This window comes from Luteimonas soli (assembly GCF_042648865.1).
GTDB lineage: Bacteria > Pseudomonadota > Gammaproteobacteria > Xanthomonadales > Xanthomonadaceae > Luteimonas > Luteimonas soli.
Map to the genome: position 1 here is coordinate 655,735 of NZ_JBHRYA010000007.1, position 23,864 is coordinate 679,598.

Sequence of the window (23,864 nt, forward strand, 5' to 3'; positions counted from 1 at the left end):
GGCGCAGCGGCACGCTTGCGGACCACTGGTCCGCGTGCCGCTGTGCGACCGGCCATGGATGGCCGGGCCGGGGGCTCCGGAGCCGGCGCAGTTGCGCCATGGACGGCGGCCATGAACGTCATCCTGCGCTGGCTGTTCGACCTGCTGCAGCGCTTCGTGCGCACCCTGGACTGGCCGCTGTGCGCGGCCCTGTTCGCGCTGATGGCGATCGCGCTGGCGGTGCTGTACAGCGCCGGCGGCGAAAACGGCATGCAGCTGGTGTACGCGCAGGGCGCGCGCTACGCGGTCGGGCTGGCGGCGATGTGGGTGCTGTCGCGGGTGACGCCGCCGCGGCTGCGCGACGCCACGCCGCTGGCGTACGGCATCACCCTGGTGCCGTTGCTGCTGGTGCTGGCGATCGGCACCGGCCGCTACGGCAGCCACTGGATCGACCTGAAGCTGTTCTACTTCCAGCCTTCGGAGCTGCTCAAGCTGAGCCTGCCGATGATGGCGGCCTGGTACCTGGACCGCCAGCTGCTGCCGCCGCGCGTGGGCGCAGTGCTGGCCACGGGCGTGATCATCGCGGTGCCGACGGCGCTGGTGCTGCTGCAGCCGGACTTCGGCACCGCGATGCTGGTGGCGATCAGCGGCGCGTTCGTGCTGTTCCTGGCCGGGCTGCCGTGGTGGTGGTTCGCGGTCGCCTTCGGTGGCGTCGCCGGCGCCGCGCCGGTGGCGTGGTTCTGGCTGCTCAAGCCCTACCAGAAGGACCGCATCCTCACCTTCCTCGACCCCGAATCCGACCCGCTCGGCGCCGGCTGGAACATCATCCAGTCGAAGATCGCGATCGGTTCCGGCGGCATGGGCGGGCAGGGTTGGATGCAGGGCTCGCAGTCGCACCTGGACTACCTGCCCGAGCACACCACCGATTTCATCTTCGCGGTCCTGGCCGAGGAGTTCGGCTGGATCGGCGTGGCCACGGTGCTGGCGCTGTACCTGTTCGTGGTCGGGCGCTGCCTGTGGATCGCGGCGGAGGCGCGCGACGGCTACGCGCGCCTGCTGGCCGGGAGCCTGGGGCTGGCGTTCTTCGTCTACGTGATCGTCAACGGCGGCATGGTGTCCGGCCTGCTGCCGGTTGTCGGCGTGCCGATGCCGCTGCTGTCGTACGGCGGCACCGCGGCGGTGTCGCTGCTGGCGGGCCTTGGCGTGGTGATGTCGGTGCGCAACCATCGGCCGATCCACGGCTGACTTTCCGGTTCTTCTCCCGACTGAGGGATGGTGGCGACCCAAGGGCGGACGGTCCGTGCGCGGGCTTCGGAAACAGCGGCGTCCCGACCGGGGATGCTCCCGGCTCGGCAGGACCGCCGCCGCGCGGCTCCCCCCGGCCCGGCGCAGCGCGCCGGGCATTCGCACGGGCGCGCGGCAATGCCGCGCAAGCAGCCCGCGCTCATCCATGCCTGACTCGCCGCCGCAGGCCATCCATGGCCTGCTTTCCGCGTACCCCGGTCGGGGCGCCGCGTCGGCGATTCGTTGTCGCGACACTTGTTGAAGCCGAAGCGCCAATGGCTACGCCAAGGTGAATCGTGTCCTGTCGGCCGGGGGTCGCGTCAAGCGCGCCATGGATGGCGCGCGCCCGAGTCAGGGCAAGACGCCCTGACCGAGGGAAAAGCGGCCCCCGGCCGACAGGACACGGCGACCTACCGGAGCCCACGCGGTTGATTGGTCATGCCGGTGCTGAACACAAGCGGTGCGCCAGCGGGCTGCGCGAGGCCGGCTCGCGGCGAGCGCGTGATAACCTCGCGCCGATGACCCGACGCGCTTTCCGACTGTCCGCCGTCCTGGTCCCGCTGGCGCTGGCCGCCTGCGCGACGCAGGCGACGCCGCCGCCTTCGGCCCCGGCCCCCACCCCCGCTCCAGTCGAGCCCGCCGCCCCGGCCCCGCCCGCGGCCGACGCGCTGCTGCCGAAGGTCCCGCAACCGCCCGAACGGCCGGTCGCGCCGCCGTCGGTGACCGACCCGGCCATCCCGCAGGCGCAGCGCATCGACGCCTTCGTCGACTACACCGCGCAGACCTACGGCGTGGACCCGGCGAAGATCCGCGCCACCCTGGCGCAGGCCGAATACAAGCAGAGCATCATCGACGCGATCACGCGTCCGGCCGAGAAGGTGCGGCCGTGGCGCGACTACCGCCCGATCTTCATGAACGATGCGCGCATCAGCGGCGGCAAGGCGTTCTACGCCGAAAACCGCGCCGCGCTCGACCGCGTCGCCGCCGAAACCGGCGTGCCGGCGCGCTACATCGTCGCGATCATCGGCGTGGAAACCAGCTACGGCCGCATCACCGGCAACTACCGCGTGCTCGACGCGCTGTACACGCTGGCGTTCTCGCATCCCCGGCGCGCGCCGTTCTTCGCCGGTGAGCTGGCGCAGCTGTTCGCGCTGGCCAAGGAAGAACCGCAGCTGGACATCCTCGCGCTCAAGGGCAGCTACGCCGGCGCGATGGGCATGGGCCAGTTCATGCCGTCCAGCTACCGCAACTGGGCCAAGGACGGCGACGGTGACGGCCGCCGCGACCTGCTCGACCACAAGCCCGACGTGTTCGCCTCGATCGCCAACTACTTCGTCGTCCACGGCTGGCAGCGCGGCGGCCCGGTGGTGGCGCGCGCGACGCGCGATGCCGGCGCGGCCGACTTCGCGCCCGACGGGCTCGACCCGGTCTACCCGCTGGCGATGCTGGCGGCGAAGGGCTACCACCCGCAGGACGGCCAGCCCACCGCCGACGGCGCCACGCTGCTGTCGCTCGACGGCGACGCCGGCAAGGAATACTGGCTCGGCTACCGCAACTTCTACGTCATCAGCCGCTACAACCACTCGCCGATGTATTCGCTTGCCGTGCACCAGCTGGCGCAGGCGATCGGCGACAGCAGCACGCCGTGATGCGGACGGCCGCCACCGCGCGCGTCCTGCCGGTGCTGGCGGCGCTCGCGGCGCTCGCGCTGGCCGGCTGCGCCAGCGGGCCGGAGAAATCGGCGTCCGAACCCGGCCCGGCGGCCGACGACGGCAGCAGGCAGTCGTCGTCGGACAGGCGTTCGCCATACGCACCGGCACAGGAAGACCTGTCCAAGCGCGGCCACTACACCGCCGGCGGCTTGTACGCGCCGCACATCAAGGACACCGTGCCCGACGAACTGCCGGACGTGGACGCGATCCCCGAGCCCGAAGTCGTCGCCGAGCCGCGTTCGCGCTACGGCAACCGGTCGCCGTACAAGGTGCTGGGCAAGAGCTACAAGGTGCTCGACAGCGCCGAAGGCTACGACGAGACCGGCATGGCGTCGTACTACGGCAACAAGTTCCACGGCCGCCGCACCTCCAACCTCGAGGTGTACGACATGTACGCGTTCACCGCCGCGCACAAGTCGCTGCCGCTGCCGAGCTTCGCGCGGGTGACCAACCTGGACAACGGCAAGTCGGTGGTGGTCCGGGTCAACGACCGCGGCCCGTTCCACGATGGCCGCATCATCGACCTGAGCTACGCCGCCGCGGTCAAGATCGGCATCCGCGATCGCGGCACCGGGCGGGTCGAGGTGGTCGGCCTGACCCCGGGCGAGAACGCGCGCAACGACCGTGGCGCGGTCGCCGCGAACGAGCCTGCATCCGCACCTGCGGCGGCCACCACCACCGGCAACGGCGCGCTGCAGCTGCCGCCGGGCGTGCGCATCGCCACCGGCAAGCCGCAGCCGGCCGCGCCCAGCGCGATGGACAGGCTGGTCGAGGGCGGGCTGGCCGAAGGCGTGGTGCCTGCCGCTTCGGCCACTGCCGCGGTCCCCGCGGCCGCCGCCGTCACGCCTGCGCCTGCCCCGGCCACCGCGCCCGCGGGCGAACTGGATTGGCGCTTCGACATGCGCCAGGACGGCAAGGCGATGACCGCCGACGAATTCGACGCCTGGATGCGCGCACGCCGCGCGCGCGTGGCCACCGGCAAGGCGGGCAAGCCCGATCCCTACGGCTCGGCTGCACCCGGTGCACCGGCGCCGGAGACCATTGCCGCCGCGCAAGAAGCCGATGCCGGCGTCGTCGCCCCCGTCCCGCCGCTGCCGGCAGTCGCCAGCGGCGTGACCCTGCAGGTCGCCGCCTTCGGCGCGCGCGCCAATGCCGAGCGCGCGCTGGCAATGCTGCGCGGCGCCGGCGTATCCGGCGCGCGCCTGCTCGACGCCGTGTCCGCGGGCAAGCAGGTCTGGCGCGTGCGCGTCGGCCCGGTCGACAGCGCGAAGATCCCGGAACTGTCGGCGCGCGTGGCCGGCCTGGGGTTCGGGCAGCCGCAGGTCGTGCGCGACTAGCCACCTTTTTCTTTCCACTTCGCTTGCACAAAGCGGTTCTACCCCTGGAGTTGTGTTGTCGATGAAAGCCACCCTGACCGCGCGCAGCGCGTTGCTCGCCGCCCTGTTCACCTCCGCCGTTGGCCTGGCCATGGCGCAGACGCCCGCGCCCAAGCCGTCGCCGGCGCCCGCCGCGCTCAGCGACAGCCTGCCGATCCCGGCCGCGCCGGAACCCAAGCAGTCCAACTCGTGGGTGCTGCTCGACGCCGCCAACGGCCAGGTGCTGGCGGGTGAGAACGTCGACGAGCGCGTCGCGCCCGCCAGCATCACCAAGGTGATGACGTCCTACGTGCTCGCTGCGGAAATGAAGGCCGGCAAGATCGGCCGCGACGACCAGGTGATGATGACCGAGAACGCCTGGCGCACCGGCGGCGCCGGCACCGACGGCAGCTACAGCGGCTTCGAGGTCAACAAGACCGCGCGCCTGGAAGACATGGAAAAGGGCATGGTGGTGCAGTCGGGCAACGATGCGGCGATCGCCCTGGCCGAGCATGTCGCCGGCAGCGAAGCGGCGTTCGCGCAGCTGATGAACGCCTATGCGAAGCAGCTGGGCCTGGAGAACACCCACTTCGTCAATGCCACCGGCCTGACCGCCGAAGGCCACTACTCCAGCGCGCGCGACCTGGCGCTGCTGGGCCGCGCGCTGGCGCGCGACTACCCCGAGGCCTACAGCTACAACAAGATCAAGGAGTTCCGGGTCGGCCCGATCACCCAGCGCAACCGCAACCTGCTGCTGTGGCGCGACTCGTCGGTCGACGGCATCAAGACCGGCCACACCTCGGCCGCCGGCTACTGCCTGATGGCCTCGGCCAAGCGCGGCGACCAGCGCCTGGTCGCAGTGGTGATGGGCGACACCAGCGAAAACCAGCGCGCGGTCGATGCGCAGGCGCTGCTCAACTGGGGCTTCCGCTTCTACGAATCACACAAGCTGTACGACGTGGGCAAGGCCGTGGCCACGCAGAAGGTGTGGAAGGGCAAGGCCGACGAAGTGCGCCTGGGCGTGAGTCGGCCGCTGCTGGTGAGCAGCCCGCGCGGCAAGTACGAGCAGCTCAAGCCGACGATGGACGTGCCCAAGACCCTCGTTGCGCCGATCGCCAAGGGCCAGAAGATCGGCACGGTGAAGGTGACGCTGGACGGCAAGACGATCGCCTCCGCGCCGCTGGTCGCGATCGACGCGGTCGAGGAAGCCGGCTTCTTCGGCCGCCTGTGGGATGCGTTCTGGATGTGGTGGGAGTCGGCCTGAGGTCGCGATTCGCCAGGAAAACAGGAAGGGCCGGCGCAAGCCGGCCCTTTTCGTCGATGCCGCTTCTGATCTTGTGGGAGCGGCTTCAGCCGCGAGCTTTCCCAAGCGGTTGCCGGTTCCGGTTGCCGGTTGCCAGTGCCCGCAGGAGCGGCGGAAGCCGCGATGTTTCTTGGTCGATTTATTGGCAGGAGAGGGTTCGCAGGTGCGTGCCGGAAACCCGTCCCCACCCAACCCGTCCGGCCCGGCGCAGCGCGCCGGGCGTTCGGTCGGCCCGCGCGGCAGTGCCGCGCACACGGGCCGCCCTCACCCCCTTGAAGGGGAGGGCTTCGAATCCCCCGGCCCTCAGCGCGACAGGCCGAACAGCGTCGAATTCACCCAGCCGCGGTTCCCCAGCTCGTCGTCCACCTCCCACATCAACCCGTCCTTGTTGCCGGTGGGGTAGAGCATCATCCCGACGTCCAGGTCGCGCACCGCGCCGCCCTTGCCGTTGGACTGCTTCAACAGCCGCGCCGGCTTGTTCACCGTCACCGCCTGCTGCGCGTTGGCCGCCGAGGCGTTGGCCGGCAAGCCACCGAGCTGGGCGACCATGTCGGTGTAGGCCTGCAGGTAGGCCAGGGTGAGCACCTTGCCCATCTCGGTGTTGGCGTAGCCGGTCGCGCCGCCGCCCAGGGCCGCGCCGCGGAACACGCCCGCGCCGCCGCTCCAGCCCAGGTCGGTCTTCGAGGCGTGGCCGTCGGTCATCGCCACCTGCTCGGAGGAGCGCGCGTCGGTCACGGTCAGCACCACATCGGCGGTCTTGCGCTTGATGTTGATCCCGCCGACCACCGCCGCGGCCGTGCGGTCGCCGATCAGGCCGCCGATCAGGCCGCCGATCCTGTTGCCCGAGGCGTCATCGTTCTGCGACACCACGTCCGGCACCATCATGTAGTCGGCCGCCCTGATCTGGCCCTTGCCGATGTTGGAGCCGCCGCGCAGTTCGCCATCGGCGGCAAGTCCGCGCTCGGCCTTCATCGCCTCCAGCCCGACGCCGCGGTCGACCAGGGTGAAGCAGCGCGAGCGGTTGACGAAGACCTTGATCAGCGCCGTCGGCGAAGCCAGTCGCTGGCCGCTCCACCAGTTCCTGCCCTGCGACTCGACCACGGCCAGAGTGCCCAGCGAGCGGTTGCAGACGGGGATTTCACCGGTCTGCGCGGGTGCGGCCCGTGCAGCGGGGGCGGCGGCCATCGCCGCCAGGGCGCATGCCATGGCCAAGGCCAGGCGCGAGCTTCGAGTCTCCATGTGCGATCTCCCGGATCATCAGTTGTCGGAACGGCCGATCGGGTCGATCGGTACAGTGAATACGCGAAAAGCAGCGCAAGTCAGACACGCCGGCGGCAAGGCGCGGCCTGCTGGCCGCCGGGCAAGCCTTGGGTTGGGCCCTCGGCGGACCCATAATCGGTCGATGGAAATCAAGTCAGACAACCCGGAACACGGCTTCCAGTTCCCCGGCACCTTCGAGATCACCGCGATGGGCCCGGCCACGGCCGGCCTGGAGGCGGAAATCCCGAAGCTGCTCGCAGCCGCCGGCATCGACGTGCTGCACGAGACCATCTCGTGGCGCGAATCGAGCGGCGGCAAGTTCGTCTCGGTGAAGCTCAGCTTCCGCGCCGACGACCGTGCCCAGTACGAAGCCGCGCATACGGCGCTGCGCGAGCACCCGGAAGTGAAGTGGACGCTGTGAGCCTTTGCTCCCTCCCCTGCGACGGCAGGGGGAGGAGCCAGGCGTGAGTCCGCGCCCCGCCATCGTTCGCGACCTCGGCCGCCAGCCCTACGAACCGGTCTGGCGCGGAATGCAGCGTTTCACCGACCTGCGCGACGAAGCGTCGATCGACGAGGTCTGGGTGGTCGAGCACGACCCGGTGTTCACCCTCGGCCAGGCCGGCAAGCCCGAGCACGTGCTGATGCCCGGCGACATCCCGGTGATCCACGTCGACCGCGGCGGCCAGGTGACCTACCACGGCCCCGGCCAGATCGTGGTCTATCCGCTGCTGGACCTCAGGCGCCTGAGGATCGGCGTGCGCGACTACGTGTGCAGGATCGAGCAGGCGGTGATCGACACGCTGGCCGAATGGAACATCGGTGCGCAGCGCCGCGCCGGCGCGCCGGGCGTCTACGTCAACGACGCCAAGGTCGCCGCGCTGGGCATCCGCGTGCGCCGCGGCTGCACCTTCCACGGCCTGGCGTTCAACGCGGCGATGGACCTGGCGCCGTTCGGCCGCATCAACCCCTGCGGCTACGCCGGGCTGCAGGTGACCTCGGTGCTAGACTTGGGCGGCCCGTCGAGCATGGACGCGATGAAGCCCGTGCTGCTCGACGCCATGGCGGCGCAATTCGGCCTTGCGTTGCAGGCGGCCCCGCCGCCCGACCTCGCGGATCCGCTGCCCGTCGTCGCCGCTTCTTCCACCCAAGCCGCCTGAGCCGCCTGCCATGCCCGAGTCCCCGTCGCGTTCGATTCCCGTGCAGGTCGTTGCCAACCCGGCATCGGCGCTGGAAGCCGGGGCGAAGCAGGTCGCCGGCGACAAGATCGCGCGCTCGCCGGTGCAGTTCACCGATGCGCCGGTGCTGCGCAAGCCGTCCTGGATCCGCGTCCGCATTCCGTCCAACGGCGCGGTCGCCGCGCTCAAGGCCAAGCTGCGCGAGAACCGCCTGGTCACGGTGTGCGAGGAAGCCAGCTGCCCGAACATCCACGAGTGCTTCGGCCACGGCACCGCCACCTTCATGATCCTCGGCGAGGTCTGCACCCGCCGCTGCAGTTTCTGCGACGTCGCCCACGGCCGGCCGAAGCCGCCGGACCCGGCCGAGCCGCTGCACCTGGCGCAGACGGTCAAGGACATGGGCCTGAAGTACGTGGTCGTCACCAGCGTCGACCGCGACGACCTGCGCGACGGCGGCGCGGGGCACTTCGTCGACTGCATCACCGCGATCCGCGAGTTCAGCCCCGGCACGAAGATCGAGATCCTCACCCCCGACTTCCGCGGCAAGGGCCGCATGGAGCGCGCGCTGGAGATCCTGGCGGCCAACCCGCCGGACGTGTTCAACCACAACGTCGAGACCGTGCCCGACCTGTACCGCAACGTGCGCCCGGGCGCCGACTACCAGTGGTCGATGACCCTCCTGCAGAAGTTCAAGCAGCAGCACCCGGCCATCCCGACCAAGTCCGGGATCATGCTCGGCCTGGGCGAGACCATGGAGCAGGTCCAGGCCACGCTGCGCGACCTGCGCGCGCACGACGTGGAGATGGTCACCATCGGCCAGTACCTGCAGCCCAGTGCGCACCACCACCCGGTGCTGCGCTACTGGACACCGGAGGAGTTCAAGGCGCTGGAGGTCTACGGCATGTCGCTGGGCTTCACCCACGTGGCTTCCGGCCCGCTGGTGCGCTCCTCGTACCACGCCGACCGCCAGGCCGCCGAGGCCGGCGTCGCCGCCTGAACCCGGGCTTGCGTGGCATATCCTGCGCCTGACGTTCTGTTCACACCTGTCGCTTCCGGCGCGGTTAGAGTGGATTTGGCGCCTCCGTGCAACTTTGTGCACTGTCGCGCCGTCCATCCAGGACGCCAGACTCCTCCCATCCCGAACAGCGGCCGTGGCGCGGCCCGAGTGAACGCATGAACCTGTCCCGCACCCTGTCGACTTCCGTGATCGCCCTGGCCCTGTCGGTGCCGCTGGTGCTGATGGCACGCGCCTCCGGCGGCGACGAGATCCCGTCCACCGCCAGCGCCGACCAGGCCACCACTTCGAAGCTGGTCTACGGCCTGCTCTCGGACAGCCGCTACGCCTACCGGCCGCGGCCGCTGGACGGCACCCTGTCGGCCGACATCTTCAAGCGCTACCTCGAGTCGCTCGACGGCAGCAAGATGTTCTTCACCGCGTCCGACGTGGCCCGGTTCGCCAAGTTCAAGGATGGCATGGGCGGCGCGGTGAAGGCCGGCGAACTCGACCCGGCGTTCGCGATCTTCTCGCTGTACAAGCAGCGCGTGGACCAGCGCATGGCCTACGCGCGCGGCCTGCTCAAGCAGGACATCTTCGATTTCAGCGGCGACGACCGCTGGTACTACGACCGCGAGGACGCGTCGTGGGCGGCCAGCGACGCGGAGGTCGAGCAGCTGTGGAAGCAGTCGGTGCGCAACGACTGGCTGCGCCTGAAGCTGGCCGGCAAGGACCCCGACGCGATCCGCAAGACGCTCGACAAGCGCTACGCCAACTTCACGCAGAACAGCAACCAGCTCGACGGCACCGACGCGTTCCGCAGCTTCCTCAACGCCTACACCGCGTCGATCGACCCGCATACCGACTACTTCGACCCGCGCAGCGCCGAGCGCTTCAACCAGAGCATGTCGCTGTCGCTCGAGGGCATCGGCGCGCAGCTGCAGAAGCAGGACGACGTGGTCGTGATCCGCGAGTTGATCGCCGGCGGCCCGGCGGCCACCAGCGGCAAGTTCACCCCCGGCGACCGCATCGTCGGCGTCGGCCAGGGCAAGAGCGGGCCGATGGAAGACGTGATCGGCTGGCGCATCGACGACGTGGTCGAGAAGATCAAGGGCCCCAAGGGCACCCAGGTGCGGCTGGACGTGATCCCGGCGGCCATGGGGCTGGATGCGGAGCCCAACCGCATCGTGCTCACCCGCGCCAAGATCCGGCTTGCCGAACAGGCCGCCAAGTCCGAGATCCTCACCGTGCCGGCGAAAGGCGATGCGCCCGCACGCCGCATCGGCGTGATCAAGCTGCCCGCTTTCTACCAGGACTTCGAGGGCCGCCGGAAGCACAGCGACGACTACGCCTCGGCCACGCGCGACGTGGGGCGACTGCTCAAGCAGTTCCGCGGCGAGGACGTCGACGGCGTGGTGATGGACCTGCGCGGCAACGGCGGCGGTTCGCTCAACGAGGCGATCGAGCTCACCGGCCTGTTCATCGACCAGGGCCCGGTAGTGCAGGTGCGCGAATCCGGCGGCCGCGTCAGCGTGGAGGGCGATCGCGACGCCGGCGTGGCGTGGGACGGCCCGCTGGCGGTGCTGGTCAACCGCGGCTCGGCGTCGGCGTCGGAGATCTTCGCCGGCGCGATCCAGGACTACGGCCGGGGCCTTGTGATCGGCGAGACCACGTTCGGCAAGGGCACGGTGCAGAACCTGGTCGACCTCGACCGCTGGCCGGGCAACGAAGGCAAGCGCTATGGCCAGGTCAAGCTGACCATCGCCCAGTTCTTCCTGCCCGACGGCAGCAGCACCCAGAACAAGGGCGTGGTGCCGGACATCGCGTTCCCGGTGATGGTCGATGCGAGCGAGTTCGGCGAAAGCACCTACGACAACGCGCTGCCGTGGACGCGGATCGCCGCCGTGCCGCACACCCAGTACGGCAACTTCGCGCCGCTGCTGCCCAAGCTCGAGGCGCGCCACGCCGCGCGCACCGCGCACGACAAGGAGTTCCAGTGGTTCGAGGAGGACGTCAAGGAATTCCGCGCCGAGCAGGCCAAGAAGTACGTCTCGCTCAACGAGGCCGAGCGCCGCGCCGAGCGCGACCGCCAGGAAGCCAAGCGCAAGTCGCGCCAGGAGCAGCGCAAGGCACTCGGCCTGCCGCTCGATCCGCTGGCCGCCGATGCCGCCGACGACGGCCTGCAGGCCAACGAGCGCAACGTGGTCAAGGACGCCAAGCGCGAGAAGCTGGCAGAGGACGCGCCCGACCCGCTGCTGCGCGAGTCGGCATCGATCCTCGCCGACGCGGTGCAGCTGCTCGACAACGACAAGGTGCTGTCGGCGCAGGTGTTGCCGGCGGCGAGCGTGGACGGGCACTGGACCGAGTGACGTCCACGGGGCGCCGGCACGTCGAGTGCCGGCGAACGCGACACGGAACGGGCGCTCTTCGGCGCCCGTTTTCTTTTCGCCCTGGCTCCGCTCCTGAAAGAACTGGAGCATGCGCTGCCCGCCGATTGGCCCATGCACTGGAGACAGCGTTGCGTCGCGGGTGGGCACGGCAGGCGTAGAATCCCCGCGGCAGGACGCGTCCCTCTTTCCGAAAACCCCCACCCGGATTCCTCCCCATGAGTGCCTCGCAGCCGCTCGTGCAGTCGCCCCTTTCCGCTCCCGCTCCCGCGCTCGCCATCGCCGCTGCGCTGGCGGTGCTGTACGTGGTCTGGGGCTCGACCTACCTGGGCATCCGCTTCGCGCTGGAAGGCGGTTGGCCGCCGCTGCTGATGGCCGGCATCCGCTTCCTCGTCGCCGGCACGGTGCTGTTCGCGGTGCTGCGCCTGCGCGGCGTGCCGATGCCCACGCGCAGGCAGTGGCGCAACAGTGCCTTCATGGGCGCGCTGCTGCTTGGCCTGGGCAACGGCATGGTGTGCATCGCCGAGCAGTCGGTGTCGTCCGGGCTGGCCGCGGTCGCGGTGGCGTCGGTGCCGCTGTGGATCGGGCTGTTCGCCACGCTGCGTGGGCAGCGTTCCAACCGCCTCGAATGGCTGGGCCTGGGCATCGGCTTCGTCGGCGTGCTCTGGCTCAACGCCGGCAGCTCGCTGACCGCGTCGCCGACCGCGCTGGTCGCGCTGCTGGTGGCGCCGGTCGCGTGGGCGTTCGGCTCGGTGTGGAGCAAGGGCCGCGACCTGCCTTCGCCGTTCATGGGCGCGGCGGCGCAGATGCTGTGCGGCGGGGCGATGATGGTCGCCGCCGGGCTGCTGCTGGGCGAGCGCCTGGACGCGATGCCCACGACCAAGGGCCTGTTCGCGGTCGCCTACCTGGCCGGGTTCGGCTCGATCATCGCCTTCTCCGCCTACGTCTGGCTGCTGCACCACGTGCGCCCGACGCTGGCGGGCAGCTATGCCTACGTCAACCCCGTGGTCGCCGTGGTGCTGGGCGCGTGGCTGGCCGCCGAACGCTTCAGCGCGCACGACATGGGCGCGATGGCGGTGATCCTGCTCGGCGTGGTGGCGATCACGCTGTCGAAGGCGCGCGCGCCGAAGGTGGTGACGGCCGCAGAGGCGTCGACATGACGCCCGCGCCGCTCGACCGCCGCGGCCTGTGGATGGCCGTCGGTGCGTTCGTGATCTGGGGCGTGATGCCGCTGTACTGGCACCTGCTCAAGACGGTGCCGTCGCTGCAGATCATCATGCACCGCATCGTCTGGAGCGCGCTGCTGGTCGCCGGCTGGCTGTTCTGGAAGTACGGGCGCGGCTGGCTGCGCGAGACCCTGGCGATCCCGCGCGCGGCGTGGATGCTCGCGCTCAGCGGCGCGCTGATCGCGTTCAACTGGGGCCTGTACATCTGGGCGGTCAACGCCGGCCACGTGGTCGAAACCAGCCTTGGCTACTTCATCAACCCGTTGCTCAACGTGGTGCTGGGCGTGCTGGTGCTGCGCGAGCGGCTCACCGCAGTGCAATGGTTGTCGGTGGCGATCGCCACCTGCGGCGTGCTGTGGCTGACTTTCAACTACGGCAGCTTCCCGTGGATCGCGCTGGTGCTGGCCGCTTCGTTCGGTGGTTACGGATTGATCCGCAAGCTGGTCGGCGTGCCGCCGGTGCGTGGCCTCGGCGTCGAGAGCCTGTACCTGTTCCTGCCCGGGCTGGCGGTGCTGCTGTGGGGCGAGTTCCACGGCGCGGGCGGCTTCATCGCGCACGACGGCATGCGCGGCTGGGGCTGGGGCGTTGCGGCGCTGCTGGTCCTGGGCGGCGCGCTGACCGCGCTGCCGCTGATCGGCTTCGCCGACGCGGTGCGGCGCATTCCGTATTCGGTGGTTGGTCTGCTGCAGTACATCGCGCCGACGCTGCAGCTGCTGTGCGGCGTGCTGGTGCTGGGCGAGGACTTCGGCTCCGACCGTGCGATCGGCTTCGTCCTGATCTGGATCGCGCTGGCGGTCTACGCCGGCGACGGCCTGCTGCGCTCGCGCCGGCGACCGCTACCGGCGTAGGTCGGGGTTACGCCCCCGACGGCTTTTGGTCTTCGTTGCGGACGTACCAGACCAAGCCATCGGGCAAAAAACCGTCGGGGGCGTAGCCCCGACCTACGGGTCAGCCGTGCGCCAGCCACCACCAGGCGCAGGCGGCGATGCCGAGCACGGCAATGGCCAGCGCGGCCCGGCGCCACGCCTGAGCGCGCTGCCGCAGCCTCCGCACGCGCTCCTCGTTGAGTGCCCTGGCCTGCGCGATCAGCGGCGCCGCCTCCGCCTCCGCCTGCGCGTACGCCAGCTCCGCCTGCGCGGGATTCGCCTCGGCGCGCAGCGCCGCGTCTTCGTACACGTCGAACGCCCGCCTCTGCAGTTCGTGCAACAGCGCGTCGAGCCGGGCGTGGCTCAGCTCAGCGGGGGATGGCGTGCTCATGCGTGGCATCCGTGGGTGGGGACGGCGCTGGCGCGTCGCCGGAAGGGGAGTGGGCAGCTTGCTCTGCGTTCGGACGTGTCGCCGGGTCGACTTCGTCGTCGACCGCGAATCGCGAGGGGCCGCCATCGGCGAGCGGATCCGCGGGCAGCTGCAGCGGCCCGCATTTTCCGTCCGCCACTTCCTGCAGCCAGGCATCGAGCGGACGCGCCAGCCATTCGATGCGCAGTGGCAGGCTGACGTGGTTCTCATCAGGAAGTTCGCGGTAATGCACGAGCGCGGACGCATCGGCCAGCGAGCGCCCCACATCTATGGGAATGTAGCGGTCGCGCGCGCCGTGCAGCAGCAGCGTGCACGTCGCGGTCGTGGCGAGTACGGTGCGCACGTCGATGGTGTCCAGATCGAGGTCGAGCCGCCGGCCGGCCTCGCGTACGCCGCGCTCGATGTCCTGCGCGTCATAACGCCAGCGCGTGTAGGCACGCATCAGCCGTGTGCGCATGCCGTCGTCGGCGCGCCTGGCCTGCATGCCGGCGATGACGCCGCGCACGCCGTCGCCCGCATTGGCGTAGGTTTCCATGACCACGACACCGGTGATGCGTTCGCGCAACAGCGGCTCGGCGAAAAGCGCCGTGGCGCCGCCGTAGGAGACGCCGAACAGGTAGATCGGAGGCGGCAGTCGGCCATCGGCCTGGAGGTGCTCGACGAGCGCGGCGATGTCGCCCGCCTCGCGGGTGCCGAATCCGGCCGGTGCACGCGAGGAGCGGCCGTGGTTGCGCAGGTCGACGGTGACGCCGCGATAGCCCAGCTCCGACAGCGCCAGCGCCCATGGCAGCATGCTGGATGCGTCCAGGCCCCAGCCGTGCAGGTACACCACGCTGCCCTTGGCCGGGACGCGTCCGGTTTCCCGGTCGACGCGGATCGCAAGCTCGCGGCTGCCATCGCTGCGCGAGATCGTGTACTCCATGCCGCGCGTCGCAGGTGCAATCGTGCCGTAGGAGAGGGTGACGTCGTCCGGCGTGAGGTAGCGCGCGGATCCGAGACCGATCACCGACTCCATCTGGCCAAGCGTGCCGGCATCGATGAAGCCGCTGCTGTGCGGCTGCGCGATGCGCTCGCCCAAGGACGTGCAGCCGCCTGCGATGCAGGCTGCAAACGCCAGGGCGAGCGCGCCTGCACGCGCCATCACGCGTCGCGCAGGGCCGTGGTCACCGGCTGGGTGGCGGCGCGCAGGGCGGGGAACAGGCCGCCGACGAAGCCGATCGCCAGCGCCCACTTCAGGCCGGTCCACAGCACTTCGGGCGAGACCTTGAACGCGAACGTGAGCTGGCCGACGCCGCCGGCGATGGTCGATGCGGTGTAGCCGTTGAACACGATCCACGCCAGCGCGCCGCCAAGCACGCCGCCGAGCAGCGCCAGCAGCATCGTCTCCAGCATCACCGCGACCACCACCGGCACGCTGCGGAAGCCGAGCGCGCGGAGCGTCGCGATTTCGCGCGCGCGCGTGGCCACGGTGGCGAACATGGTGTTGAGCGCACCAAACACCGCGCCGATCGCCATGATCGCGCCGACCACGATGCCGATGATGCGGATGACCTTGGTCATGCCCTCGGACTGCTTGCTGAAGTACTCGAGCGTGGTGCTGGTATCCACGTCCAGGCGCGGGTCGGCGGCCAGCGCGGCCTTGAACTGCTTGAACGCGCCCGGGCTTTCGAGCCTGGCGGTGACCGACGAGCGGGTGCTGCCGCGGCGGTAGGTGGTGGCGACCACGTCCGCGTCGCCCCAGATCTCCGAATCCATCGCGTCGCCGGAGTGGAACACGCCGGTCACCATCCAGGTCTGGCTGCCCAGGCGGATCTGCTTGCCGACATCGAGCCCGGCGAACTGGCGTTGCGCGCCGGTGCCGACCACGATCTCGCGCTTGCCGGTGCCGAAGCGCTGGCCCTCGACGATCTCCACGCCCGGGCGCACCGCCCAGGCCTGCGGACCGACGCCGCGCAGCTGCACGCTGCCATCCTCGTCCGGCGCGCCGCCCTTGATCGGCAGGTTGGCCGCGACCACCAGCTCGGCCGAGGCGATCGCCCGGCCCTGCGCGTCACGCGCCACGCCCGGGGTCTGTTCGACCGCCCTGACCGAAGCGTTGTCCAGGGTCGACATCACCTCGGCCGCCGACGCGCCGCGCATCACGATCGCGGTGTCCTCGCTGCCGCTCTTGCGCAGCGTCTCGCGGTAGCCCTCGGCCATCGCCAGCATCGCCACCAGCACCGCGACCACGCCGGCGATGCCGATCACGACCACCGACGAGGCGCCGAGCCTGCCGGGCAGCGTGCTGACGCCGATGCCGGTGACCGAGCGCGCCTGGCGGCCGCGCCGCGTGAGCACCATCCACAGGCCGAGCAGCAGGGCCAGGCCGAGCAGGAACGGCCACGGCAGCCACAGCCAGGCGGCGATGCCGGCGGCGACCACCAGGAACAGGACGACGCCGACCAGGAACGACTTGAGCTTCTTCATGACAGGATCCTTCGTAGTGGCCGCGTCAGCGGCCGGCCAGCGCGTCGACGATGTTCAAGCGCATCGCCCGCATCGCCGGCAGCGCGCCGACCAGCAGGCCGATCGCAACCATCAGCCCCAGGCCCAGCAGCCAGCTGCTTGCATCAACCGCCGGCATCGAGATCACGCCGCCGCTGATGGTAGTGATCGCCGGGCCGAGCCCGGCCGCCAGCCCCAGCCCGAGCACGCCGCCGATCAGCACCAGCAGCACCGATTCGGCCAGCACCAGTCCCAGCACCGCGCCGTCGCGGAAGCCGATGGTCTTGAGCACCGCCAGCTCCGGGATGCGCTCGCGCACCGCCTGGGCCATGGTGTTGCCGGTGAGCAGCAGCAGGGTGAAAAACACCGCGCCCATGATCGAGCCGACGATCAGGCCGATGTCGGCCATCTGCTTCATCCAGTTGGCGGTGGCCGCCTGCTCGGTCATGGTCTTGGTTTCGTGGTCGGAGTTGGCCGACAGCGCGTCGATCGCGGCGGCGACGCGGTCGGCCTGGTTGACGTCGGTGATCCGGCTCACGTACCAGCCCACGTCGCCGTCGACGTAGGGCGTGGACTCCTCGAAGTACTTGTAGTGCAGCAGCAGCAGCTGGTCGTTCCAGCCGCCATCGGCGTCGTTGGCGTTGTGCAGCACGCCGACGATGTCGAACGCCCAGTTCTTGCTGCCGTCGCTGTTGGGGAAGATCGTCGACTGCAGCGGGATCTTCTGCCCGACCTTCCAGCCGAAACGCCGCATCAGCGCCTCGCCGACCAGGATCCCGGTGCGGGTGCTGGCGAAGGCTTCGCGTTCGGCCGCGGAGACCTCGATTTCCGGGTAGAGGTCAAGGTAGTTGGGAGCCACCGCGAAGCTGAAGATCTGGTTGCGCGGATCCTGGTAGGCGCCGCCGAACCAGTTGGCGTAGGTGGTGTCGGCCACGCCTTCGACCTGCTTGATCCGTGGCAACAGGGAAATCGGCAAGGTCTGGATGAACGACAGCCGCGAGCCGGTCTGCAGGCGCTCGGCACCGTTCGCGCTCTGCCCGGCCTCGGCGAAGCTGGTGCGCACGCCGTTGAGCAGGCCGAACAGCAGGAACGCGGCCAGGATCGACAGCAGGGTCAGGATCGTCCGGGTCTTGCGCCGGAACAGTTCGGACCAGATCAGGGGCAGGTATTTCATGGGTCTCTCCTTGGGCTCCCTCCCCTGCGAAGGCAGGGGAGGGTTGGGGAGGGGTGCCTTTTGGATCAGCTCGAACCGTGGGCACGCTCTCCCAGCCTCCCCCTGCCTTCGCAGGGGGAGGAGAAAAGCGTCATGCGTGCGCGGTCTGTTCCACCAGCGTGCCCTTGTCCAGGTGCAGCGTGTGGGTCGCGTACTCGGCGGCCTTCGGGTCGTGGGTGACCATGACGATGGTCTTGCCGTGTTCGCGGTTGAGCACCTGCAGCAGGCCCAGGATTTCCTCGGCCGACTGCCGGTCGAGGTCGCCGGTGGGCTCGTCGCAGATCAGCAACGTGGGGTCGGAGACGATCGCGCGCGCGATCGCCACGCGCTGCTGCTGGCCGCCGGACAGTTCGTTGGGCTTGTGCTTCGCGCGGTCGCCAAGGCCCACCAGCTGCAGCGCGATCTCGGCATTGCGCTTGCGCTGCGCCGCGCCCAGGTTGGTCAGCAGCAGCGGCAGCTCGACGTTGCGCTGCGCGGTCAGCATCGGCATCAGGTTGTAGAACTGGAACACGAAGCCGACATGGTCGCTGCGCCACTGCGACAGCTGGCCGGCGCCCATGCGGTCGATGCGCTCGCCGTCGATCTCGATCTCGCCGCCGCTGGGCGTGTCCAGGCCGCCGATCAGGTTGAGCAGGGTGGTCTTGCCCGAACCCGACGGACCCATCAACGCGACGAAGTCGCCCTTGTCGATGTCCAGGTCCAGGCCGTGCAGCACGGCGATCTTCTCCGGGCCGCGCTGGTAGGTCTTGGTGAGGTCGCGGATCGAAACCAGGGATGCCATGGGCGTGTTCCTCTCGGGTTGTGGTGTCGCGTGGCGCGAATGGGTGGCGCCGCGCGGATGTTTCGGGGTCCGTGGATCAGGAATTGAGAATCAGGTTGGATCAATGCCTGCGATCTTGAATCGTCATTTCCCCACACGACGAACGGAGCCTCACGATTTCGACTCCCCGGCCGCGACGATCCGCACCTTGCCGCCGTCCTCGAGCGCCGCTGGCGGATCAAGGACCACCGTTTCGCCGGCCGACAGCCCCGACAGCACCTGGCGGTCGTTGCCGCGGGTGCCGCCGAGCTTCAGCGGGCGGCGTTCGACCGTGCCTTCCTCGCCGTCGCCGTCGACCACGAAGGCGACGCTGCCGCCGTCGCGCACGTCGATCGCCGCCGCCGGCACGCTCGCACTGCGCGGCGCCTGTTCGCCCTGGGGTGCGGCTTTCTCCAGGAAGCGCACCGCCACGCCCATGTCGGGCACGATGCGCGGGTCCTTGGTCTTGATCGCAACGCGCACCTTGACCGTGGCCTTGCCGCGGTCGGCGGCGGGGATGATCGCGATCACCTCGGCCGGGATCTTCCAGTCCGGATAGGCATTGAGCGTCGCCTCCACCGGCATCTTCGGCTTGACCCGGCCGATGAACGACTCGCCGACCTCGACCTCGATCTCCAGCGAATCCATGTCGACGATGGTGCCGATGCCGGTGCGGGTGAAGCCGCCGCCGGCCGACAGCGGCGACACGATCTCGCCCGGCTGCGCGGCCTTGGCCGTGACCACGCCGGCGAACGGCGCGCGCACGATGGTGTTGTCGACGCCGTTGTCCGCGATCGCAAGCCGGTCGGCGGCCACGTCCGCATTGCGCTGCGCCGTGGCCAGCTGCGCGCGCAGGGCGTCGCGTTGGGCCACGGCCTGGTCGTACTGCGACTTCGACACCAGCTGCTGCCCGACCAGCGTGGCCAGGCGTTTCGCATCGACTTCCGCCTCGTGCAGCTGCGCCTGCACGCCGTTGATCTGGCTGCGCGCCGCGGCCAATTGCGAAGCCGCGAGCGCGCGCTCGGCGTCGGCGTCGACCGGGTCGAGCGTGGCCATGATGTCGCCTTCGGCCACGCGCTGGCCTTCCTCGATCCGCACATCGAGCACCTTGCCGGTGATCTTGGCCGACACGGTCGCCATGCGTCGCGCAACCACGTAGCCGGTGGCGTCGAGCACCGAGGCCGAACCGCCGCCGCTGCCGCCGATCGCCTGCACCGTCGCGACCTGCACTTCGATGCCGCGGTCGCGGCCGAAGATCGCCCACGCCGCGCCTGCGGCGAGCAGCAGCACGGCGACCACGGCCAGCGTGATCCACAGCCCGCGCCGCGATGGCGGTGGCGGTGCCTTGCGGTCGATCCGCAGTTCCTTCAGCAGTTCGGCATTCGTGTTCATCGTGGACCGTGACGGAGGAAAGCGACGAGTGTGACGGCAACTGCAGCGTGGACCCAATGCCCGGAAGTCATCAATGCATGGTTCGCACCGGCGGGCCGATTGTCACGCGCCGGCGTTGCCGCCTTGGAGTGCGCGGCGGGATTGCCCGCAAAACGTAACCGGCATTCCACGAGAGCGCGGCGTGCCGGCACTGCAGGACGCAGGCTATGCCGGTCGCGCGCCCGTGTCACCTGACGCCTGTCATGCGCGATGCATGACCGCCGCGACTGCAGTCCGCGGCCCGGGCTGCCTATCGTCACTGCCATCGCATACACGGGGCGGGCGGATGGAAGACGGACCGATCGAACTGGCAAGCCTGCGCGGCGCGCGCAAACAGTACGGCAAGGTGGTCGCGCTCGACGGCGTCGACCTGTCGCTGCGGGCCGGCCAGGTGCTGGCCCTGCTGGGCGCCAACGGCGCCGGCAAGAGCACGGCGGTGGCGCTGCTGCTCGGGCTCGTGCAGCCCGATGCGGGCGAGGCGACGCTGTTCGGATGCTCGCCCGGACAGCTCGATGCGCGTCGCGGCGCCGGCGTGATGCTGCAGTCCGCCGCGCTGCAGGAAACGCTCAAGGTGCGCGAACTGCTCGACCTCACCCGCAGCTACTACCCGTGCCCGCGCAGCATCGCCGACTGCGTCGCGCTGGGCGGCCTCGACGGCCTGCTTGATCGCCGCTACGGCAAGCTGTCCGGCGGACAGCAGCGGCGCGTGCAGTTCGCGCTGGCGGTGTGCGGCAACCCGCGCGTGCTGTTCCTGGACGAACCCACGACCGGCCTGGACATCGAAGCGCGCCAGACGCTGTGGCGCGCGCTGCGTGACCTGGTCGCGCAGGGCTGCGCGGTGCTGCTGACCACGCACTACCTGGAAGAGGCCGAGGCGCTGGCCGACCGGGTGATGGTGCTCGCCCGCGGCCGCGTGGTTGCCGCCGGCGGCATGGAGGAACTGCGCCGCCACGTTTCGGCGCGGCGCATCCGCTGCCTGACGACACTGGACGCCGCGCGCATCGCCGCGTGGCCGGAGGTACGCACCGCACAGGCCGCTGCGGAAGGCGCGGCCGCGATGCTTCCCGGCGGCGGGAAGATCGAGATCGTCACCGACGCCGCCGAAGCCGTGGTCCGCCGCCTGCTTGCCGAGGATGCCGCGCTGTCCGAACTGGAAGTCCAGCGCGCCGGCCTGGCCGACGCGTTCCTCGAACTCACCCGCGAAGACGTCAGCGATGACGCGCACAGGGAGGCTGCATGATGCACGCCGTCGCCGAACCGATCCGCCACCGCGCGCTGCGCAGCTACGTGCTGGAGGCGAAGTACGAATTCCTGCACCTGCTGCGCACGCCGATCTTCGCGCTGCCGACGATCCTGTTCCCGGCGCTGTTCTACCTGCTGTTCGGGGTGGTGCTGAACTCCGGCAGTGGCGACGCCGCCCGCTATCTGCTCGCGACCTACGGCGCATTCGGGGTGATGGGTGCCGGCCTGTTCGGCTTCGGCGTGACCGTGGCGATCGAGCGCGAGCGCGGCTTCCTGATGCTCAAGCGCGCGCTGCCGATGCCGCCGGGCGCCTACCTGCTGGCGAAGATGGCGATGGCGATGCTGTTCTCGGCGATCGTGTCGCTGCTGCTCGGCGCGCTGGCGTTCTTCCTGGCCGGCGTTTCGCTGCAGCCGGGGCAGTGGGCGCTGCTGCTGCTCGTGGACATGCTCGGCGCGCTGCCGTTCTGCGCGCTGGGGCTGTTCATCGGCACCCTGGTCAGCGGCAACGCGGCGCCGGCGGTGGTGAACCTGATCTTCCTGCCGATGGCGTTCCTGTCCGGGCTGTGGCTGCCGCTCTCGATGTTGCCTGGCGTGCTCGCCAGCTCGGCCCCGGTCTGGCCGGCGTACCACCTGGGCCAGATCGCGCTGAAGGTGGTGGGCATGGACGGTGGCTCGCCGCTGGCGCTGCACGTGGGCGTGCTGGCGGTGGTGACGGTGGCGCTGTTCGTGCTGGCGCGCGCGCGGCTGGCGCGGACGGGCTGAGGTTCGCGGCGGTGGCGGGCGGAATGTCACGTTCGTTGCCGGCGTTCGTCGGTGTACCGACATCACTCCCATGGGGATTGCCATGAAACGCTGGCCTGAATTCATCGCCGTTGCGGCCCTGGCCGCCGTACTCGCCTTCGCGGTATTCGCGCAGGACCGCCCGGCGCCCGCGCAGCCGTCGTCCACCGCGAAGGACGCGCCCGCTTCGACCCGGGGCAACAGCTTCGCGATCCGCGACGTGCGCGTGTTCGACGGCGAACATGTGATCGAGAACGCCAACGTCGTCGTCCGCGACGGCCGCATCGCGGCGGTCGGCGCTGATGCGGAAGTTCCGCAGGGACTGGACGTCATCGATGGCGCCGGCAAGACCCTGCTGCCGGGCCTGATCGACGCGCATACCCACAGCTGGGGCAACGCGCGCGCCGACGCGCTGCGTTTCGGCGTCACCACCGAACTAGACATGCTCGGCGACTGGAACCGGTTGCCGCAGATCGAGCAGCGGCGTGGATCGCTGGCGCCAACCACGCAGGCCGACCTCTGGTCCGCCGGCGCTGCGGTCACCGCGCCGGGCGGCCACGGTACGCAGTACGGCATGGACGTGCCGACGCTCGCGGCCGACGGCGACGCCGCTGCATTCGTCGACGCGCGCGTGGCGGAAGGTTCGGACTACATCAAGATCATCGTCGAGGACCTCAGCGCCTACGGCACCGACATGCGCATGCCGACGCTGGCGCCGGCGCAGGTGGCCGCGGCCATCGACGCCGCGCATCGCCACGACCGGCTGGCGGTGGTGCACGTGTCGGGCAGGGCGCCCGCGATGCGGGCGATCGATGCCGGCGCAGACGGCCTCGCCCACATTTTCATCGACGCCGCGGTCGACGAAGCGTTCGCAAAGGCCGCGCGCAGCCACGACAGCTTCGTGATCCCGACGCTGTCGGTGCTGTCCGGCATCGCCGGCACCGGCGAGGGCGCAAAGCTCGCCGCCGACCCGCGCCTGCAGCCGTGGCTTGGAGGCGAACAGGTCGCCACCCTGGAGGCGAGTTTCCCGCTGCACGCACGCGATCCCGCGCTGGGCGAGCGGCTGCTGGCTTCGGTGGGCGCGCTGCACGCGGCCGGCGTCACCATCCTCGCCGGCACCGACGCCGGCAACCCGGGCACCACGCACGGCGCCAGCCTGCACGGCGAGCTGGAACTCCTGGTGCGCGCGGGCCTGAGTCCGGCCGAGGCGTTGAACTCTGCCACCGCGGCCACCGCGGACGCCTTCGGCCTCGACGACCGCGGTCGCATCGCGCCCGGCCTGCGCGCCGACCTGGTGCTGGTCGACGGCAATCCGCTGGCCGACATCACCGCCACGCGCGCGATCGACGCGGTGTGGAAGAACGGCCATGCGGTGGAACGCGCGCTCGCCAGGCCCGCCGGGCCGGCCGCCGCGGCGCCGGGCGACACTCTGGTCGATGATTTCGAAGGTGATGCAATCGCGCCCCGCTTCGGCGCCTGGCACCCGACCACTGACGCCATCGCCGGCGGCGCGTCCGTGGCCTCGCACGCCCTGGTCGCCGGTGGCGCCGACGGCACGCGCGGCGCGCTCGCGGTGCGCGGCGAGATCAAGCCCGGCTTCGCCTTCCCCTGGGCCGGCGTGATCTTCTTCCCCGCCGGCGATGCGACGCAGGCGCTCGACTTCTCGGCGCGCACCGAGCTGGTGTTCAAGGTCCGCGGCGACGGCCGCCGCTACAACGCGATGCTGTTCTCCGGGCCGTCGATGCAGGGCATGCCGAGCATGCAGGCGTTCACTGCCGGCGAGGACTGGACCGAGGTGCGGCTGCCGCTGGACGGCTTCGCCGGCGCGGACCTTGCGCAGCTGCGCGCGATCGCGTTCACGGCCGGGAAGCCGGAAGGCGGGTTCGAGTTCTTCCTCGACCATGTCGAAGTGCGCTGACGTGCGCGGTTGCGGCAACAGGCAGC

The 23,864-nt window shown here is 70.4% G+C and carries 20 protein-coding genes; 13 read left to right on the forward strand and 7 right to left on the reverse strand.

The genetic code is table 11. The annotated features are described in order from the left end of the window. Nucleotides 1-111 precede the first annotated feature (111 nt). The 4 genes from rodA to ACFONC_RS10300 all read left to right on the forward strand — a co-directional run bounded on the left by rodA (nucleotide 112) and on the right by ACFONC_RS10300 (nucleotide 5,594). Nucleotides 112-1,224 carry a rod shape-determining protein RodA gene (gene rodA, locus ACFONC_RS10285; protein ID WP_386743780.1) on the forward strand — a complete coding sequence of 371 codons (1,113 nt, stop codon included), beginning with the start codon at nucleotides 112-114 and terminating at the stop codon, nucleotides 1,222-1,224. 557 nt (nucleotides 1,225-1,781) lie between these two features. Then, the gene (mltB, locus tag ACFONC_RS10290; RefSeq protein WP_386743782.1) at nucleotides 1,782-2,912 is read left to right on the forward strand and encodes a lytic murein transglycosylase B; all 1,131 of its coding nucleotides are present in this window, start codon (nucleotides 1,782-1,784) and stop codon (nucleotides 2,910-2,912) included. Next, the gene (locus ACFONC_RS10295; RefSeq protein WP_386743784.1) at nucleotides 2,912-4,312 is read left to right on the forward strand and encodes a septal ring lytic transglycosylase RlpA family protein; all 1,401 of its coding nucleotides are present in this window, start codon (nucleotides 2,912-2,914) and stop codon (nucleotides 4,310-4,312) included. Before mltB ends, ACFONC_RS10295 begins: the two co-directional genes overlap by 1 nt. A gap of 61 nt (nucleotides 4,313-4,373) precedes the next feature. Beyond that, the gene (locus ACFONC_RS10300) at nucleotides 4,374-5,594 is read left to right on the forward strand and encodes a D-alanyl-D-alanine carboxypeptidase family protein (protein WP_386743786.1); all 1,221 of its coding nucleotides are present in this window, start codon (nucleotides 4,374-4,376) and stop codon (nucleotides 5,592-5,594) included. Nucleotides 5,595-5,936: 342 nt separating this feature from the next. Here the strand turns inward: ACFONC_RS10300 and ACFONC_RS10305 are convergent, their stop codons facing one another. After that, a complete protein-coding gene (locus ACFONC_RS10305) occupies nucleotides 5,937-6,872 on the reverse strand; it encodes a CsgG/HfaB family protein (RefSeq protein ID WP_386743788.1) in 936 nt (311 codons plus the stop codon). Nucleotides 6,873-7,035: 163 nt separating this feature from the next. Here ACFONC_RS10305 and ACFONC_RS10310 point away from each other — a divergent pair, with 163 nt between their 5' ends. The 6 genes from ACFONC_RS10310 (at nucleotide 7,036) to rarD (ending at nucleotide 13,523) form a co-directional block, all read left to right on the forward strand. Continuing rightward, on the forward strand, nucleotides 7,036-7,314 hold the full coding sequence (locus tag ACFONC_RS10310) for a DUF493 family protein (RefSeq protein WP_386743790.1): 279 nt from the start codon (nucleotides 7,036-7,038) through the stop codon (nucleotides 7,312-7,314). Nucleotides 7,315-7,330: 16 nt separating this feature from the next. Continuing rightward, nucleotides 7,331-8,050: a lipoyl(octanoyl) transferase LipB gene (gene lipB / locus ACFONC_RS10315; RefSeq protein WP_386744640.1), complete on the forward strand. Its 720-nt coding sequence runs from the start codon at nucleotides 7,331-7,333 to the stop codon at nucleotides 8,048-8,050. Nucleotides 8,051-8,060: 10 nt separating this feature from the next. Then, a complete protein-coding gene (gene lipA / locus ACFONC_RS10320) occupies nucleotides 8,061-9,065 on the forward strand; it encodes a lipoyl synthase (RefSeq protein WP_386743792.1) in 1,005 nt (334 codons plus the stop codon). A 176-nt stretch (nucleotides 9,066-9,241) separates the two neighbouring features. Beyond that, nucleotides 9,242-11,431: a carboxy terminal-processing peptidase gene (locus tag ACFONC_RS10325; protein WP_386743794.1), complete on the forward strand. Its 2,190-nt coding sequence runs from the start codon at nucleotides 9,242-9,244 to the stop codon at nucleotides 11,429-11,431. 236 nt (nucleotides 11,432-11,667) lie between these two features. Further along, nucleotides 11,668-12,609 carry a drug/metabolite exporter YedA gene (yedA, locus tag ACFONC_RS10330; protein ID WP_386743796.1) on the forward strand — a complete coding sequence of 314 codons (942 nt, stop codon included), beginning with the start codon at nucleotides 11,668-11,670 and terminating at the stop codon, nucleotides 12,607-12,609. Then, nucleotides 12,606-13,523, forward strand: coding sequence for an EamA family transporter RarD (rarD, locus tag ACFONC_RS10335; protein WP_386743798.1), 918 nt, complete (start codon nucleotides 12,606-12,608; stop codon nucleotides 13,521-13,523). The genes yedA and rarD overlap by 4 nt, the downstream gene beginning before the upstream one ends. 100 nt (nucleotides 13,524-13,623) lie before the next feature. Here the strand turns inward: rarD and ACFONC_RS10340 are convergent, their stop codons facing one another. The 6 genes from ACFONC_RS10340 to ACFONC_RS10365 form a co-directional block, all read right to left on the reverse strand. Then, nucleotides 13,624-13,932: a hypothetical protein gene (locus tag ACFONC_RS10340; RefSeq protein ID WP_386743799.1), complete on the reverse strand. Its 309-nt coding sequence runs from the start codon at nucleotides 13,930-13,932 to the stop codon at nucleotides 13,624-13,626. Continuing rightward, the gene (locus tag ACFONC_RS10345) at nucleotides 13,910-15,112 is read right to left on the reverse strand and encodes an alpha/beta fold hydrolase (RefSeq protein ID WP_386743800.1); all 1,203 of its coding nucleotides are present in this window, start codon (nucleotides 15,110-15,112) and stop codon (nucleotides 13,910-13,912) included. Before ACFONC_RS10345 ends, ACFONC_RS10340 begins: the two co-directional genes overlap by 23 nt. After that, nucleotides 15,112-16,437: an ABC transporter permease gene (locus tag ACFONC_RS10350; RefSeq protein ID WP_386743802.1), complete on the reverse strand. Its 1,326-nt coding sequence runs from the start codon at nucleotides 16,435-16,437 to the stop codon at nucleotides 15,112-15,114. Before ACFONC_RS10350 ends, ACFONC_RS10345 begins: the two co-directional genes overlap by 1 nt. 25 nt (nucleotides 16,438-16,462) lie before the next feature. Next, nucleotides 16,463-17,629, reverse strand: coding sequence for an ABC transporter permease (locus ACFONC_RS10355; protein WP_386743804.1), 1,167 nt, complete (start codon nucleotides 17,627-17,629; stop codon nucleotides 16,463-16,465). A 130-nt stretch (nucleotides 17,630-17,759) separates the two neighbouring features. Then, nucleotides 17,760-18,449, reverse strand: coding sequence for an ABC transporter ATP-binding protein (locus ACFONC_RS10360; RefSeq protein WP_386743806.1), 690 nt, complete (start codon nucleotides 18,447-18,449; stop codon nucleotides 17,760-17,762). Between the two features lie 150 nt (nucleotides 18,450-18,599). Beyond that, nucleotides 18,600-19,859, reverse strand: coding sequence for an efflux RND transporter periplasmic adaptor subunit (locus ACFONC_RS10365; RefSeq protein WP_386743807.1), 1,260 nt, complete (start codon nucleotides 19,857-19,859; stop codon nucleotides 18,600-18,602). Nucleotides 19,860-20,184: 325 nt separating this feature from the next. Here ACFONC_RS10365 and ACFONC_RS10370 point away from each other — a divergent pair, with 325 nt between their 5' ends. From ACFONC_RS10370 to ACFONC_RS10380, 3 genes are all read left to right on the forward strand, one after another. Beyond that, nucleotides 20,185-21,138 (forward strand): ABC transporter ATP-binding protein, encoded by a 954-nt coding sequence (locus ACFONC_RS10370; RefSeq protein ID WP_386743809.1) that lies wholly within the window; start codon nucleotides 20,185-20,187, stop codon nucleotides 21,136-21,138. After that, nucleotides 21,138-21,902: an ABC transporter permease gene (locus tag ACFONC_RS10375; protein ID WP_386744642.1), complete on the forward strand. Its 765-nt coding sequence runs from the start codon at nucleotides 21,138-21,140 to the stop codon at nucleotides 21,900-21,902. Before ACFONC_RS10370 ends, ACFONC_RS10375 begins: the two co-directional genes overlap by 1 nt. Before the next feature lie 82 nt (nucleotides 21,903-21,984). After that, on the forward strand, nucleotides 21,985-23,838 hold the full coding sequence (locus tag ACFONC_RS10380; protein WP_386743810.1) for a CIA30 family protein: 1,854 nt from the start codon (nucleotides 21,985-21,987) through the stop codon (nucleotides 23,836-23,838). Nucleotides 23,839-23,864 lie beyond the last annotated feature (26 nt).

Coding starts and splice junctions, on each gene's coding strand:
- rodA (WP_386743780.1), top strand. CDS start 112: ATGAACGTCATCCTGCGCTGGCTGTTCGACCTGCTGCAGCGCTTCGTG.
- mltB (WP_386743782.1), top strand. CDS start 1,782: ATGACCCGACGCGCTTTCCGACTGTCCGCCGTCCTGGTCCCGCTGGCG.
- ACFONC_RS10295 (WP_386743784.1), top strand. CDS start 2,912: ATGCGGACGGCCGCCACCGCGCGCGTCCTGCCGGTGCTGGCGGCGCTC.
- ACFONC_RS10300 (WP_386743786.1), top strand. CDS start 4,374: ATGAAAGCCACCCTGACCGCGCGCAGCGCGTTGCTCGCCGCCCTGTTC.
- ACFONC_RS10305 (WP_386743788.1), bottom strand. CDS start 6,872: ATGGAGACTCGAAGCTCGCGCCTGGCCTTGGCCATGGCATGCGCCCTG.
- ACFONC_RS10310 (WP_386743790.1), top strand. CDS start 7,036: ATGGAAATCAAGTCAGACAACCCGGAACACGGCTTCCAGTTCCCCGGC.
- lipA (WP_386743792.1), top strand. CDS start 8,061: ATGCCCGAGTCCCCGTCGCGTTCGATTCCCGTGCAGGTCGTTGCCAAC.
- ACFONC_RS10325 (WP_386743794.1), top strand. CDS start 9,242: ATGAACCTGTCCCGCACCCTGTCGACTTCCGTGATCGCCCTGGCCCTG.
- yedA (WP_386743796.1), top strand. CDS start 11,668: ATGAGTGCCTCGCAGCCGCTCGTGCAGTCGCCCCTTTCCGCTCCCGCT.
- rarD (WP_386743798.1), top strand. CDS start 12,606: ATGACGCCCGCGCCGCTCGACCGCCGCGGCCTGTGGATGGCCGTCGGT.
- ACFONC_RS10340 (WP_386743799.1), bottom strand. CDS start 13,932: ATGAGCACGCCATCCCCCGCTGAGCTGAGCCACGCCCGGCTCGACGCG.
- ACFONC_RS10345 (WP_386743800.1), bottom strand. CDS start 15,112: ATGGCGCGTGCAGGCGCGCTCGCCCTGGCGTTTGCAGCCTGCATCGCA.
- ACFONC_RS10350 (WP_386743802.1), bottom strand. CDS start 16,437: ATGAAGAAGCTCAAGTCGTTCCTGGTCGGCGTCGTCCTGTTCCTGGTG.
- ACFONC_RS10355 (WP_386743804.1), bottom strand. CDS start 17,629: ATGAAATACCTGCCCCTGATCTGGTCCGAACTGTTCCGGCGCAAGACC.
- ACFONC_RS10360 (WP_386743806.1), bottom strand. CDS start 18,449: ATGGCATCCCTGGTTTCGATCCGCGACCTCACCAAGACCTACCAGCGC.
- ACFONC_RS10365 (WP_386743807.1), bottom strand. CDS start 19,859: ATGAACACGAATGCCGAACTGCTGAAGGAACTGCGGATCGACCGCAAG.
- ACFONC_RS10370 (WP_386743809.1), top strand. CDS start 20,185: ATGGAAGACGGACCGATCGAACTGGCAAGCCTGCGCGGCGCGCGCAAA.
- ACFONC_RS10375 (WP_386744642.1), top strand. CDS start 21,138: ATGCACGCCGTCGCCGAACCGATCCGCCACCGCGCGCTGCGCAGCTAC.
- ACFONC_RS10380 (WP_386743810.1), top strand. CDS start 21,985: ATGAAACGCTGGCCTGAATTCATCGCCGTTGCGGCCCTGGCCGCCGTA.